10 protein-coding genes and 1 riboswitch are annotated in these 14,519 nt (G+C 65.3%); of the genes, 6 read left to right on the top strand and 4 right to left on the bottom strand.

Annotation, left to right across the window (positions count from 1 at the left end):
- The first annotated feature begins 471 nt into the window (after positions 1–471).
- A riboswitch (cobalamin riboswitch) is annotated at positions 472–685 on the top strand.
- Positions 686–784: 99 nt separating this feature from the next.
- The 4 genes from cobW (at position 785) to CAG18_RS01435 (ending at position 7,309) form a co-directional block, all read left to right on the top strand.
- Positions 785–1,852, top strand: coding sequence for a cobalamin biosynthesis protein CobW (cobW, locus tag CAG18_RS01420; protein WP_015270204.1), 1,068 nt, complete (start codon positions 785–787; stop codon positions 1,850–1,852).
- 3 nt (positions 1,853–1,855) lie between these two features.
- The gene (gene cobN / locus CAG18_RS01425; RefSeq protein ID WP_085719950.1) at positions 1,856–5,617 is read left to right on the top strand and encodes a cobaltochelatase subunit CobN; all 3,762 of its coding nucleotides are present in this window, start codon (positions 1,856–1,858) and stop codon (positions 5,615–5,617) included.
- A 1-nt stretch (position 5,618) separates the two neighbouring features.
- Entirely contained in the window at positions 5,619–6,641 is a 1,023-nt protein-coding gene (locus CAG18_RS01430; protein ID WP_015270206.1) for an ATP-binding protein, read from the top strand.
- 101 nt (positions 6,642–6,742) lie between these two features.
- Positions 6,743–7,309: a VWA domain-containing protein gene (locus CAG18_RS01435; RefSeq protein ID WP_013972505.1), complete on the top strand. Its 567-nt coding sequence runs from the start codon at positions 6,743–6,745 to the stop codon at positions 7,307–7,309.
- Positions 7,310–7,416: 107 nt separating this feature from the next.
- Here CAG18_RS01435 and CAG18_RS01440 read toward each other — a convergent pair whose 3' ends face one another.
- Entirely contained in the window at positions 7,417–7,683 is a 267-nt protein-coding gene (locus CAG18_RS01440; protein WP_013972506.1) for a hypothetical protein, read from the bottom strand.
- 342 nt (positions 7,684–8,025) lie between these two features.
- On the opposite strand from CAG18_RS01440, the gene CAG18_RS01445 reads away from it, so the two are divergent.
- Positions 8,026–9,351, top strand: a complete 1,326-nt coding sequence (locus tag CAG18_RS01445) for a sigma-54 dependent transcriptional regulator (protein ID WP_061302356.1) — start codon at positions 8,026–8,028, stop codon at positions 9,349–9,351.
- A 124-nt stretch (positions 9,352–9,475) separates the two neighbouring features.
- On the opposite strand, the gene yghU is transcribed toward CAG18_RS01445, so the two are convergent.
- The gene (yghU, locus tag CAG18_RS01450) at positions 9,476–10,318 is read right to left on the bottom strand and encodes a glutathione-dependent disulfide-bond oxidoreductase (RefSeq protein ID WP_085719952.1); all 843 of its coding nucleotides are present in this window, start codon (positions 10,316–10,318) and stop codon (positions 9,476–9,478) included.
- 200 nt (positions 10,319–10,518) lie between these two features.
- Here yghU and CAG18_RS01455 point away from each other — a divergent pair, with 200 nt between their 5' ends.
- The gene (locus CAG18_RS01455; protein WP_085719954.1) at positions 10,519–11,565 is read left to right on the top strand and encodes a dienelactone hydrolase; all 1,047 of its coding nucleotides are present in this window, start codon (positions 10,519–10,521) and stop codon (positions 11,563–11,565) included.
- Here CAG18_RS01455 and CAG18_RS01460 read toward each other — a convergent pair.
- Entirely contained in the window at positions 11,527–12,720 is a 1,194-nt protein-coding gene (locus CAG18_RS01460) for an MFS transporter (RefSeq protein WP_085719956.1), read from the bottom strand. The two genes, CAG18_RS01455 and CAG18_RS01460, sit on opposite strands and share 39 nt — an antisense overlap.
- A gap of 185 nt (positions 12,721–12,905) precedes the next feature.
- Complete coding sequence (locus CAG18_RS01465; protein WP_013972511.1) at positions 12,906–14,492, bottom strand: ABC-F family ATPase; 1,587 nt, start codon at positions 14,490–14,492, stop codon at positions 12,906–12,908.
- Positions 14,493–14,519 lie beyond the last annotated feature (27 nt).

The raw sequence follows: 14,519 nt of genomic DNA on the forward strand, positions 1-14,519 counted from the left end.
CACCCTCATTGTCTTGCAAGTGCCCGATTGCTCGGGCTGCTGTTATATGCGCACCACGCCACCATAATACATCCGTGGCAGATCGGGAACGGCCAGTCACGAATTGATAGCCTGCAATGCATTTATTGCGGCACGGCGCAGGTATTGCAGTGGGGCTGCGAGGTGCTCGCCACAACATTTTCAGGGCCTGTGAGATCCAGCGCCGCCCGCGCGGCGCTTCGCAGCACAAGGCTGCTCCTACATCTGTTTCGGGCCAATTATTCCTGAGGCAAAGGCGCGCGGCCCCTTGGTGTCCACCTCGATATCGTGCCGGACAAACAAGGCGGTCGCGCGCATTGGTACAGGCGTTACTGGCCCGAAACAGATGTAGGAGCAGCCTTGTGCTGCGAAGCGCCGCCCGCGCGGCGCTCGATCTCACAGGCGCTACAAGAATCGAGGCGAGCCAATGGTTGACCACCCGCCAGCCACTGCGTAGCCTTGCCACTTCGAGGTTCTTCGGCCAGGCCGAAGCTAAGACGGGAACGCGGTACAAGCCGCGGCTGCCCCCGCAACTGTAAGCACCGACAACGGATCGACACAGCCACTGCGCTCGCGCGCGGGAAGGCGTCATCCCGCCAGCCTGCTGCACCAGCGGGCACATGGAACGGTGCGAGCCAGGAGACCTGCCTCGTCACGTTTTCGACTTTCAACCGGGCGGGGTGATCCGGTGGCGAACAAGCCCGGCCGGCCTGGCCTGCGGCTGTCGTCCTGCATGCCCGCGCCAATCTGCCAAGGGCAATGCGACATGAAAACACTGGCCAAGCTCCCCGTCACCATCGTCACCGGCTTCCTCGGCTCGGGCAAGACTACCTTGCTGCGCCACATGCTCGACAACGCCCAGGGCCGCCGCATTGCGGTAATCGTCAACGAGTTCGGCGAGCTGGGCATCGACGGCGAAATCCTCAAGCAGTGCAGCATCGGTTGCACCGAAGAAGAAGCCACCGGCCGCGTCTACGAGCTGGCCAACGGCTGCCTGTGCTGCACCGTGCAGGAAGAGTTCTTCCCGGTGATGCGCGAGTTGGTGGCACGCCGTGGCGACCTGGACCATATCCTCATCGAAACCAGCGGCCTGGCCCTGCCCAAACCGCTGGTGCAAGCCTTCCAGTGGCCAGAAATCCGCAATGCCTGCACCGTCGACGCGGTGATCACGGTGGTCGACAGCCCTGCGGTGGCCGCCGGCACCTTCGCCGCCTACCCGGACCAGGTCGATGCCCAGCGCAAGCTCGACCCCAACCTGGACCACGAGTCGCCACTGCACGAACTGTTCGCCGACCAGTTGGCCAGCGCCGACCTGGTGGTGCTGAACAAGGCCGACCTGATCGACGCTGCAGGCCTGGCCAAGGTCCGCACCGAGGTGGCCGAAGAACTGCCTCCGGCGGTCAAGGTTGTCGAGGCCAGCAGCGGCAAGCTGCCGCTGGAGGTGCTGCTGGGTGTGGGCGCCGAGTCCGAGGCGCACATCGATGGTCGCCGTACCCACCATGATTCCCACCATGACGGTGATGACCATGACGATCATGACCACGACGCCTTCGACTCCATCTCCATCGACCTGCCCGAAGCCGACGAAAGCCTGCTGCTCGATGCCCTGACCCAGCTGGTGGTGGAGTTCGGCATCCTGCGCGCCAAAGGCTTCGCTGCCATCCCGGGCAAACCGATGCGCCTGCTGGTGCAAGGCGTGGGTACCCGTTTCGACAAGCACTTCGACCGCGCCTGGCGCGCCGACGAGCCGCGCATCACCCGCCTGGTGCTGATTGGCCAGGACCTTGACGCCGCCCAGCTGGAAGCGCGCCTACGCCAGGCACTGGGCGCCTGACCCATGCACCTGCTGCGGACCCAGCCCGGCGGCTTCGTGCCGGATGACAGCATTGCCGACCTCGGCCAGACGCCCGCCGAGCTGGTGATTCTCTGCAGCGGCGATTCGCACCTGGCATTGCTCGCCGATACCGCCGAGCAATTGCCCGAGGATTACCCCAGCCTGCGCCTGGCCAACCCGATGCAGGTACAGAACCATGCCTCGGTCGACCTGTACGTCGACCAGGTGCTGCGCCATGCCAAGGTCATCCTGGTGTCGCTGCACGGTGGTGTCGGCTACTGGCGCTATGGCGTCGAGCAGTTGGTCGAGTTGGCCGGCCGTGGCGTGCAGCTGATCCTGGTGCCGGGTGACGACCGCCCCGACCCGGAGCTGACCAGCCTGGGCAGTGTCAGCGGCGAGCAGGCCGAACGCCTTTGGCACTACTTGCGCCAGGGCGGCAAGGCCAACGCCATCAACCTGTTCAACTGCCTGGCCAGCCAGTGGCTGGGCCGCGACTATGCCTGGGACGAGCCGCAGCCGCTGCCGCGCACTGCCGTGTATCACCCGGCCAAGGGCAGCGCCACGCTGGAGGATTGGTACCCGCAGTGGCACCCCGAGCAGCCGGTGGCGCCACTGTTGTTCTACCGCTCGCACCTGCAGGCGGCCAACACCGCGTTCATCGATGTGTTCTGCCAGCACCTGCAGGCCGCCGGGCTCAACCCGTTGCCGATCGCCGTGGCCAGCCTCAAGGAAAGCGCCTGCCTGGAGCAGGTCGAAGCCTGGCTGGACGAGGTGGGGGCCGAAGTGCTGGTCAACACCACCGGCTTTGCCCTGTCCAGCCCCGAGCGCCCCAACCTGCGCCCGTTCCGTCGCGACATCCCGGTGCTGCAGGCCATCTGCGCGCAAGACAACCAGCCCGGCTGGGAAGCCAGCGAGCAGGGCCTGGGGGCGCGTGACCTGGCCATGCACATCGCCTTGCCCGAACTGGACGGGCGCATCATCACCCGCCCGGTCAGTTTCAAGGACATGGCCTGGCGCAGCGAGCGCAGCCAGTCCGATGTGGTCTGCTACCGCGCCCACCCCGAGCGCATGGACTTTGTCGCCGAACTGGCCCGCCGCTGGGTCGAGCTGGCGCGCCTGCCGAATGCGCAGAAGCGCGTAGCCCTGGTGCTGGCCAACTATCCGACTCGGGACGGCCGTATTGGCAATGGCGTTGGCCTGGACACGCCAGCGGCCGCGCTGAACATACTCAAGGCCCTGCAGGCCGAAGGCTATCCGCTGGCCGACTTGCCGGGCAGCGGCACGCAGCTGATCCATCAGTTGCTCGGTGGCGTGACCAACGACCTCGACCAGCTGGACCTGCGCCCCTGCGCGCAGAGCCTGAGCCTGGCCGACTACCAGGCCGCCTTCGAGCGCCTGCCAGAGGCAAACCGCCAGGCCGTGCTGGAACGCTGGGGGCCGCCGCAGCAGGACCCGATGTACCGCAGTGGCCGGCTGATGGTGGCCGGCCTGCGCTTTGGCTTGACCTTTGTCGGCATCCAGCCGGCGCGCGGTTACCAGGTGGACCCCAGCGCGGTGTACCACGACCCGGACCTGGTACCACCCCACGGCTACCTGGCATTTCACTTCTGGCTGCGCCATGCCTTTGCCGCCGACGCGGTGATCCATGTCGGCAAGCACGGCAACCTCGAATGGCTGCCCGGCAAGGGCGTCGGGTTGTCGGCGCAGTGCTGGCCGGACGCCTTGCTCGGCCCGTTGCCGAACATCTACCCGTTCATCGTCAACGACCCGGGCGAGGGTGCCCAGGCCAAGCGCCGCACCCAGGCGGTGATCATCGACCACCTGATGCCGCCGCTGACCCGTGCCGAAACCTACGGCCCGTTGCGCCACCTGGAGCAATTGGCCGACGAGTTCTACGAAGCGCAGCTGCTCGACCCGCGGCGCGCTCGCGAGTTGCAGCGCGACATTCTCGAACTGGTCAAGGCCAATCACATTGACCGTGAACTGCAGCTGGAAGGCCAGCTGGACGATGCCGCCGTGTGGCTGCCACGCCTGGATACCTACCTGTGCGACCTGAAGGAATCGCAGATTCGCGATGGCCTGCATGTGTTCGGCCAGTCCCCGGAAGGCCGGCTGCGGCTGGATACCTTGCTGGCGCTGTTAAGGGTCGAGCGTGGCGACGGTCGCGGTGGCAATGCCAGCCTGTTGCGGGCCCTGGCCAAGGCGCTGGTGCCAGGCTTCGATCCGCTCGATTGCGAACTTGGCCAGCCGTGGCAAGGGCCACGCCCGGAACAACTGCAGGCCATGAGCAGCGAGCCTTGGCGCACCTGTGGCGATACCCGCGAACGCCTCGAACTGTTGGCGCTGCAGTTGATCGACCAGGCGCTGTGCGGCACCGTGCATTTACCTGCCCAGAGCGAATGGCAGCCGGTGCACGATGTGGTACGGACGCTGCGAGAATCGGTGGCACCCAGCCTGGACGCCTGCGGCAGCGCCGAAATGGATGGCCTGCTGGCGGCGCTGGCCGGGCGTTTCGTGCCCGCCGGCCCCAGTGGCGCACCCAGTCGTGGTCGCCTGGACGTGCTGCCCACCGGTCGCAACTTCTATACCGTGGACGTGCGCAACCTGCCCACCACCACCGCCTGGCGCCTGGGCTTCGCCTCCGCCAACCTGATCCTGGAGCGCCATCTGCAGGACCACGGCGATCACCTGCGCCAGCTCGGTCTTTCGGTGTGGGGCACGGCAACCATGCGTACCGGCGGTGATGACATCGCCCAGGCCATGGCGCTGATGGGCGTGCGTCCGGTGTGGGCCACGGGCAGCCAGCGGGTAGACGATTTCGAGATCCTGCCACTCAGCCTGCTCGACCGCCCGCGGGTGGATGTGACCTTGCGCGTTTCCGGCTTTTTCCGTGATGCCTTCGGCAACCTCATCCGCCTGTTCGATGCCGCAGTGCAGGCCGTGGCCGCGCTGGATGAGCCCGACGATCTCAACCCCCTGGCTGCCCGCGTGCGTAGCGAGCGTGCCGCGCTGCAGGCGCAGGGCGTGGACCCCGAGCGTGCCGCGCGCCAGGCTGGCTGGAGGGTGTTCGGTGCCAAGCCCGGGGCCTATGGCGCCGGGGTGCAGAACGCCATCGACGGGCGCCTGTGGCACAGCCGCGACGACCTGGCCGAGGTCTACCTCAATCACGGCGGCTATGCCTACGGCGCCAGCGACGACGGAACCCCGGCCCGAGCCCAGTTCGCCCAGCGCCTGGCCAAGGTGCAGGCGGTGCTGCAGAACCAGGACAACCACGAACACGACCTGCTCGATTCCAACGACTATTACCAGTTCCAGGGTGGCATGCTGGCGGCGTCGGAAACCTTGTCCGGTGCGGCAGTTGCCAGTTATCACGGCGACCATAGCCAGGCCGACCGGCCGCGCATCCGTACCCTCAAGGAAGAGCTGAACCGGGTCATCCGCGCCCGAGCGCTGAACCCGAAATGGATCGACGGGGCCAAGCGCCACGGCTACAAGGGCGCCTTCGAGATGGCGGCGACGGTCGACAACCTGTTCGCCTTCGACGCCACCACGCAACTGATAGACGACCATCATTACCAGGCGCTGGCCGATGCCTACGTGCTCGACCCGGCGACCCGCGACTTCATGCGCGAGCACAACCCCGAGGCCCTGCGCGACCTTACCGAGCGTTTGCTGGAGGCCCAGCAGCGCGGTCTGTGGCAGGCACCGGGTGACTACCGCGAAGCCCTCGAGGAACAACTGCTCGACGGCGAGGAACAGGCTTGAAATGAGTGAACCCGTGCAATTTCCACTGGCAGCCGTGGTCGGTGCCGATGACCTGAAACTGGCGCTGTGCCTGACCGCAATCGACCCGAAGATCGGCGGCGTGCTGATCGAGGGGCCACGTGGCATGGCCAAGAGTACCCTGGCCCGTGGCTTGGCCGACCTGCTCGGTGAGGGCCCGTTCGTGACCCTGCCACTGGGCGCCAGCGAAGAGCGGTTGGTCGGCACCCTCGACCTGGATGCCGCACTGGGGCAGGGCAAGGCGCAGTTCTCCCCAGGAGTACTGGCCCAGGCCGATGGTGGCGTGCTGTACGTCGATGAGGTGAACCTGCTGCCCGACACCCTGGTCGACCTGCTGCTCGATGTGGCAGCCAGCGGCACCAACCGCATCGAGCGCGACGGCATCTCGCACCGGCACAGTGCCCGCTTCGTACTGATCGGCACCATGAACCCGGAGGAGGGCGAACTGCGCCCGCAGTTGCTCGACCGCTTTGGCCTCAATGTGGCCCTGGAAGGCTTGCCCGAGCCTGAGGCGCGCCAGCAGATCATTCGCCGCCGTCTGGCCTTCGACAGCGACCCGCAGGCCTTTTGCGCGCAATGGGCCGAGGCCCAGGCGCAATTGCGCGAGCGCTGCCAGGCGGCGCGTCAGGCCCTGGCCGGCATTGCCCTGGACGACCAGGCGCTGGCCTGGATCACCGAACGCTGCTATGCCGCTGGGGTCGACGGGCTGCGCGCCGATCTGGTCTGGCTGCGCGCCGCACGCGCCCACTGTGCGTGGCGTGGTGGCGAGGCCATCGAGGAGGCCGATGTCGATGCAGTGGCCGAGTTCGCCTTGCGCCATCGCCGCCGCGTTTCGCCCCAGGCCAACCCGCCTGCGGCGCCGCAGCAGCCTGAACAGCAACCCGGTCGACAAGACGCGGGCAACCCTGGCGAACAGGGCGGGCAGGGCGACTGGGGCGCAATGCCGGCGCAGCCTGTGGCCAGCGGCGCGCGCCGCGAGGTGCCGAACTGGGCAAAAAAGCCCTGAGCATCCCCCAGTCACCTGCCAAAGGGGCGGATGCCAAAGCAGGCGCAGGTAAGCAATACGGTGCCAGCCGAGGCCGGGCGCGCAGTGCTGCGGCCGGGCGGGTGGCCTGGCTGCCGACCCTGCTCAAGGGCCGGCCACGCCAGCGCCAGGACCTGTGCTGGCAGCAACGCCAGGCCAGGCCCGCAGAACTGTGGCTGGTAATCGTCGATGCTTCGGCCTCGACCCGTCGCCACCAGGCGTTGGCGCAAACCAAAGGGCTGCTGGCGGCGCTGTTCGACCAAGCCTACCGCCAACGTGCCCGGTTGGCCCTGCTTACCGCCAGCGGGCGCTCACCGCAGTGGCAGCGCCACGGCCTGAAGGCCTCGGCCGCCTTGCAACCGTGGCTGCAAGCCTTGGGAGCTGGTGGTGGCACGCCGTTGATCGCTGCACTGGAGCAAGCTCGGCACTGGTTGCAGGATCGGCAACGGGCCCACCCCGAAGAAGCGTTACGCTGCCTGGTGTTCACCGACGGTCGCCTGCAACACTGGAATACCGTGCAGCCGATGCCGTGCGCCACTCTGTTGGTGGACATGGAACTGGCGCCGGTGCGCCTGGGCCGTGCGCAGCGCCTGGCGCAGCAACTTCAGGCGGATTACCAGCACCTGCAACAGTTCAGGTTGGTGGATTGAAAAAGCACCGGTGCGACACTATGCCGCAATAAGAAAAGTTGCCAGAACAGCAACCCGGAAGTTGTACAAGTGCGTGGCGACGCACGCACTTGGTTTGCCGGCCGATATTATTTCGGCATTGACCACGGTTGCAGGTCGTAACCTTTTTCGCACAGTTCGGCGCGCACTTCCTCGATCAGGCTGGCCCACTGGGCCGGGTCGGAATAGATGCGGGAAGACACTTGCTTGCTGCCGATGCGGGTGCTGGTCCGGTCGATCACTGCCAGGCTCAGTTCACCAGTACCGTTGGGTGCATCCCAGGCTACGCACTGGAAGGGTTCGAAGGCGTGGTCGGCAATCAGCAGTGCTTCGTTGACACGGAGCGGGGCATTCATGGTTCGGTCTCTCTATGGTCCCAAACATCCAGTTAAAGTCCGCGTTGCTTCGAAGTCGCCTCGGTTATCGCGAAGTGCAGCGCGGGGTTATGTGTACTGATGCTCGTTGTCCGGGGGCGAGTCACACATTGGTTGTAAAAAAATTTGCCAGGGTCGAATCCGTTCTTGCCCATGCCGCCATGTGATGTCGATAAAGTGCGAAAATTCCCGTCACGCATTGTAAAAAAATGATTCGGCAGACAGACGGTACTGGGAACCGTCAACTTAGTTGCTACTGTTAATCGGGCGCCACAACTTACTGTTTTATTTCAAAAAACTGAAAATTGGCGCCAAGGATTGGTCATGCAGCAGCCTGCCGCCCAACGCCGTTTGCTCATCGTCGACCCCTGCGATGACTGCCATCGTTTGTTACCCGGATTGCGCAGCGCAGGCTGGGATGTGCACAGCTGCATGCTCGGCGCCGCGTTGGATCATCCCTGCGATGTGGGCCTGTTGCGCTTGCAGGCATCGCACCTGAGGCGCCCGGACGGGGTCAAGGACTTGATCAAACGCAGCAACACCGAATGGATTGCCGTGCTCAGCGCCGAACAATTGCGCATGCCGGCCGTCGGCGATTTTGTTTGTGAATGGTTCTTTGACTTCCACACCTTGCCGTTCGACGTTTCCCGCGTTCAGGTCACGCTGGGCCGGGCCTTCGGAATGGCGCGCCTGCGCGGCAAAGGGATGGCGAGGGTGGATGAAACAAGCCACGAACTGCTCGGTGATAGCCGCCCGATCCGCGAACTGCGCAAGCTGCTGGGCAAGCTGGCGCCCACTGAATCGCCGGTGCTGATCTGTGGTGAAAGCGGCACCGGCAAGGAACTGGTGGCCCGCACCCTGCATCGCCAGTCGCAACGCAGCGAGCAACCGTTCATTGCCATCAACTGCGGGGCAATCCCCGAGCACCTGATCCAGTCGGAACTGTTCGGCCATGAAAAGGGCGCTTTCACGGGTGCTCATCAGCGCAAGGCCGGGCGCATCGAAGCGGCTCATGGTGGCACGCTGTTTCTCGACGAAATTGGCGATTTGCCGCTGGAGTTGCAGGCCAACCTGCTGCGCTTTCTGCAGGAAAAGCACATCGAGCGCGTGGGGGGCAGCCAGCCGATCCCGGTGGATGTCAGGGTGCTGGCGGCTACCCACGTGGACCTGGAAAGGGCCATCGAGCAAGGGCGCTTTCGCGAAGACCTGTATTACCGCCTGAACGTGTTGCAGGTAGTGACCGCACCACTGCGAGACCGGCATGGCGACCTGTCGATGCTGGCCAGTCATTTTGCCCATTTCTACAGTCTTGAAACCGGGCGTCGACCGCGCTCGTTCAGCGAGCATGCCCTGGCGGCCATGGGCCGGCATGACTGGCCGGGCAATGTCCGCGAGTTGGCCAACCGGGTAAGGCGCGGGCTGGTGCTCGCAGAAGGCCGGCAAATCGAGGCGCAGGACCTTGGTTTGCAGCCCCTGGACCAGGTACAGCAACCGCTGGGCACGCTGGAAGAGTACAAGCACCGAGCCGAGCGCCAGGCGCTGTGCGATGTGCTCAGCCGGCACAGTGACAACATGAGTGTGGCGGCCAAGGTGCTAGGTATATCGCGGCCGACTTTCTATCGGTTGCTGCACAAGCACCAGATTCGCTGAGCAGCAGCCCTCGGCCGTGCCCGAGCCCTGTGGGAACAGGCATGCCCGCGAAGCAGGCGCTGCGGTGGATGGCACCGGGCTACGCCGGTATTCGCGGGTAAACCTGCTCCCACAAGAGGCCGTGTTATTCGTCCAGGTCTGCCGCTGCATGCCGCTCCGGCACCTGGCTGGCCTCATCCCCCCAGGTCCGGTTCACCCGTGTGCCACGCTGTACCGCCGGGCGCAAGGCAATCTCCTCGGCCCAGCGCTGCACATGCTTGTACTCGTCCACCGCCAGGAACTCCGCCGCGCCATACAGGTTGCCGCGTACCAGCTGGCCATACCAAGGCCACACGGCAATGTCGGCGATGCTGTATTCCTCGCCGCCCAGGTAGCGGCTTTCGACCAGGCGCCGGTCGAGCACATCCAGCTGACGCTTGGCTTCCATGGTGAAGCGGTTGATCGCGTACTCGAACTTTTCTGGCGCATACACATAGAAGTGGCCAAAGCCCCCGCCCAGGTATGGCGCCGCGCCCATTTGCCAGAACAGCCAGTTCAGGCTTTCGGTGCGTGCAGCTGGCGCTTTCGGCAGCAAGGCACCGAACTTTTCCGCCAGGTACAGCAGGATCGAACCCGACTCGAACACCCGCACCGGCGGCTCGACGCTGCGGTCGAGCAGGGCGGGGATCTTCGAGTTGGGGTTTACCTGGACAAAGCCGCTGGAGAATTGGTCGCCCTCGCCAATGCGGATCAACCAGGCATCGTACTCGGCACCAAGGTGGCCCAGGGCAAGCAGCTCTTCGAGGGCGATGGTGACCTTCACGCCATTGGGCGTGGCCAGGGAGTACAGCTGCAGCGGGTGCTTGCCCTGCGGCAGGTCCTTGTCGTGAGTCGGGCCGGCAACCGGGCGGTTGATGCTGGCGAACTGGCCACCGGACGCGGCGTCGTTGCGCCAGACCTTGGGTGGCACGTAGGCGGGCTTGCTCATGCGTGAATCTCCTTAAATGGCGCGAAACGGTCACGTAGAGACGTGGACCTGCATCTATGCCACGGGTTCGACGAAAAGCGCAAATGCATAGGGCGCGGGCGTGAAGTGCATGACTTCGGTTTCATTCAGTTTTCATCCTGTGCAGCCCAGGCCGGTTCTATGCTGGGCTATCTCTTCGCCCTGCAAGGAACCGCCGGCCGATGACTCTTTCTCGCTGCATGCTGGCGCTGGCCCTGCTCGGTAGCCTTCTGGCCCATGCCGAGGCCGCACCCTGGGTTGTCGGCCTGCACCACATGACTCTGGCCGACCCGGTCGATGCCCGGCCCATGCAGGCGCTGGCGTTCTACCCGGCCATTGGCAAGACCCGCAGCAGCCGGATAGACAGCTACCCGGTCGACGTGAGTGAAGAGGCGCCGGTAGCATTGGGCCAGTTCCCGTTGCTGGTGCTGTCCCACGGCAATACCGGCAGCCCGCTGGCCTTGCACTACCTGGCGACGTCGCTGGCGCGCCAGGGTTTTATCGTGGTGGCGGTGGTGCACCCCGGCGACAACGCCCGCGACCACAGCCGCCTGGGCACCCTGAGCAACCTGTACGGCCGGCCGCTGCAAGTGAGTGCCGCAATTACGGCCGCCCGCGATGATGCCTTGCTGGGGCCTTATCTGAACGGTGGCAAGGTTGGGGTGATCGGCTACTCGGCCGGTGGTGAAACTGCCTTGATCCTCTCAGGCGCGCGCCCAGACCTGGACCGCCTGCGCAAGTACTGCCTGGAGCGCCCTGACGACGCCGACGCCTGCAAGACCCACGGTGTACTGATTGCCGACCGCAGCGAGCTGGTGCCAGAGGCCGACCAGCGGGTGGGGGCCGTGATGCTCATGGCACCGCTCAGCCTGCTGTTCGGGCGCCATGCCCTGGCCGGGGTGCAGGTGCCGGCGCTGATCTACAGTGGCGACAGCGACCAGCTGGTGGCGGTGGACCGCAACGCCGAAGCCCTGGCCCGCAAGTTGCCGGTGACACCGGACTATCGCCTGCTGGCCGGCGCCGGGCACTTCGTGTTCATGGCCCATTGCGATGCCGAGCAGTCCGTGCGGATGCCGGCGCTGTGCAAGGACGCCGCAGGTGTGGATCGTCGGCACATCCACCATTCCCTGCAGCAGGAAGCCGCGGTGTTCTTCAGCCAGGCGTTGGGCGCGCCGGAGCCGGCCGAGCGTTCAGCCGCGAGTGGCGCGTCGCGCCAGCAACAGCGTTAGACCGACACCGGCCAGGGCGAGCAACGCGGCCACACAGAAGATCGAGGCATAGCCCAGATGTGCGGCCACTGCGCCCATCACCGGCCCGGCGATGGCCAGGGCCATGTCGAAGAACACGGCGTAGGCCCCCAGCCCTGCACCACGGCTGCTGCTGGGTACCTGCTTGATCGCTTCAACCCCCAGCGCCGGGTAGACCAGCGACAGCCCGAAACCGGTAAGCCCGGCACCGATCAGCGCCCACGGCGGCGACGGTGCCAGCCACAGCAGGCTCAGGCCGAGCACTTCGGTGGCCATGCACGCGACCGCCACGTTGTAGCCACCAAAGCGGTTGACCGCATTGACGAACAGCAGCCGGGAAATGATGAAGCACACGCCAAAGGCACTCAGGCACCAGGCTGCGCCCACCCAGCCGCGCTCCAGGTAATACAGGGTGACGAAGGTGGTCAGGGTACCGTAGCCGATAGAGGCAAGGGTCAGGCCCAGACCGCACGGTGCGACCCGGCCGAAGGCCGACCAGAAGGGCAGGCGCTCGCCGCGCACCACCACCACGTCCGGCCGCTTGCGCAGTACCAGCAGGGCAGATACCGCCAGCACCAGCAATGCCGGCCCCAGCACGCTGAAGTCCAGCCCGTCGACGGCCAGTACACCCAAGGGGGCACCAATGGCGATGGCGCCATAGGAGGCGATACCGTTCCACGAAATCACCCTGGCGGTGTGTTCGGGCCCGACCTGGCTGATGCCCCAGCTCAGCGTGGCTACGCCGATCAGCCCTTGGGCGATGCCCAGCAGCAGGCGCCCGCCGAGCAACAGCACGAGGCTCAGCAGCGGAAGCGTCAGGGTCCAGGCCGAGAGCAGGGTCAACACCCCGCAGCCGGCAATCCCCAGCAAGCCGAAGCGAATGGCCTGCTTGCCCCCCAGGGTATCGGCCACGCGCCCGGCAAACGGGCGGCTGAGTAGCGTGGCCAGGTATTGCAGGCCAATGGTCAGCCCGGCGACCACCGCGCCAAACCCCAGTTGGTCATGCACATGGCTGGGCAGCACGGCGATCGGCAGGCCGATGCAGAGGAAGGCGATGAAGGTGTAGAAAACGATCGACAGGATCTGCAGGGTGATTTGCAGCGTGTTACTGGCGGGGGCGGGTTGTTGCGCGGTCATGGGCACGTTCGCGGGCGGGCGGTTGGGCGTGGCCCCATCATGGCCGTTGCGCGAAGGAAATGAAAGCAGGCTAACGAATTATTCGTCGGGCAGTGCCAGCCCGTGGGATCGGCGGTGAATTCTTCGCGGGCGTGCCCGCGAAGAGGCCGGCCCAGCCATACAAGATGGCCAGGCCGCCGCATCAATCAGACCAGCACACCCTGGCTACGCAGGTAATCGTCGTAGGTACCGCTGAAGTCCACCACGCCATCAGCCGACAGCTCGATGATGCGCGTGGCCAGCGAAGACACGAACTCACGGTCATGGCTGACGAACAGCAGGGTGCCCGGGTAGTTCTCCAGCGCCAGGTTCAGCGCTTCGATCGATTCCATGTCCAGGTGGTTGGTCGGCTCGTCCATCACCAGCACGTTCGGCTTTTGCAGGATCAGCTTGCCGAACAGCATGCGGCCTTGCTCACCACCGGAAATCACCTTCACCGACTTGAGAATCTCGTCGTTGGAGAACAGCATGCGCCCGAGGGTGCCGCGGATCACCTGCTCGCCGGAGGTCCACTGGCCCATCCAGTCGAACAGGGTCATGTCGTCTTCGAAGTCGTGGGCGTGGTCCTGGGCGTAGTAGCCCACCTCGGCGCTGTCGGTCCACTTCACTTCACCCTTGTCCGGGGTCATTTCACCGACCAGGGTGCGCAGCAGGGTGGTCTTGCCGATACCGTTGGGGCCGATGATCGCCACGCGCTCGCCAGCCTCGATGGTGAAGCCCAGGTCCTTGAACAGCACTTTGTCGTCGAAGGCCTTGGCCATTTTTTCGACGGTGACGGCCTGGCGGTGCAGCTTCTTGGTCTGTTCGAAGCGGATGAACGGGCTCACCCGGCTCGACGGCTTGACCTCGGCCAGCTGGATCTTGTCGATCTGCTTGGCCCGCGAGGTGGCCTGCTTGGCCTTCGAGGCGTTGGCCGAGAAGCGGCTGACGAAGGTCTGCAGTTCGGCGATCTGGGCTTTCTTCTTGGCGTTGTCCGACAGCAGCTGCTCGCGGGCCTGGGTGGCAGCGGTCATGTACTCGTCGTAGTTGCCCGGGAACACGCGCAGCTCGCCGTAGTCCAGGTCGGCCATGTGGGTGCAGACACTGTTGAGGAAGTGTCGGTCGTGGGAAATGATCACCATGGTGCTATTGCGCGCGGTGAGGATGTTTTCCAGCCAGCGGATGGTGTTGATGTCCAGGTGGTTGGTCGGCTCGTCGAGCAGCAGTACGTCCGGGTCCGAGAACAGCGCCTGGGCCAGCAGGACACGCAGCTTCCAGCCCGGAGCCACCTCGCTCATCGGGCCGAAGTGCTGTTCCAGCGGAATACCCAGGCCCAGCAGCAGTTCACCGGCACGGGATTCGGCGGTGTAGCCGTCCATCTCGGCGAATTCGGTTTCCAGCTCGGCGACGGCCATGCCGTCTTCCTCGGTCATTTCCGGCAGCGAGTAGATGCGATCGCGCTCGGCCTTGACCTTCCACAGCTGGCCGTGGCCCATGATCACCGTGTCGATCACGGTGAATTCCTCATAGGCGAACTGGTCCTGGCGCAGCTTGCCCAGGCGCGTGTTCGGCTCGAGCATGACCTGGCCGCCGGACGGCTCCAGGTCACCGCCGAGGATCTTCATGAAGGTCGACTTGCCGCAACCGTTGGCGCCGATCAGGCCGTAGCGGTTGCCGTTGTTGAATTTGACGGAAACGTTTTCGAACAGCGGCTTGGAGCCGAACTGCATGGTGATGTTGGCGGTGGAGATCAAAGGGCTTACCTATCAGTCACTTACAGA

The organism is Pseudomonas sp. B22(2017) (genome assembly GCF_002113105.1).
Classification (GTDB): Bacteria; Pseudomonadota; Gammaproteobacteria; order Pseudomonadales; family Pseudomonadaceae; genus Aquipseudomonas; species Aquipseudomonas asiatica.

What these genes read in the sequence shown, in the direction of transcription:
- cobW (WP_015270204.1), top strand. Translation starts at nt 785, where the DNA reads ATGAAAACACTGGCCAAGCTCCCCGTCACCATCGTCACCGGCTTCCTC.
- cobN (WP_085719950.1), top strand. Translation starts at nt 1,856, where the DNA reads ATGCACCTGCTGCGGACCCAGCCCGGCGGCTTCGTGCCGGATGACAGC.
- CAG18_RS01430 (WP_015270206.1), top strand. Translation starts at nt 5,619, where the DNA reads ATGAGTGAACCCGTGCAATTTCCACTGGCAGCCGTGGTCGGTGCCGAT.
- CAG18_RS01440 (WP_013972506.1), bottom strand. Translation starts at nt 7,683, where the DNA reads ATGAATGCCCCGCTCCGTGTCAACGAAGCACTGCTGATTGCCGACCAC.
- CAG18_RS01445 (WP_061302356.1), top strand. Translation starts at nt 8,026, where the DNA reads ATGCAGCAGCCTGCCGCCCAACGCCGTTTGCTCATCGTCGACCCCTGC.
- yghU (WP_085719952.1), bottom strand. Translation starts at nt 10,318, where the DNA reads ATGAGCAAGCCCGCCTACGTGCCACCCAAGGTCTGGCGCAACGACGCC.
- CAG18_RS01455 (WP_085719954.1), top strand. Translation starts at nt 10,519, where the DNA reads ATGACTCTTTCTCGCTGCATGCTGGCGCTGGCCCTGCTCGGTAGCCTT.
- CAG18_RS01460 (WP_085719956.1), bottom strand. Translation starts at nt 12,720, where the DNA reads ATGACCGCGCAACAACCCGCCCCCGCCAGTAACACGCTGCAAATCACC.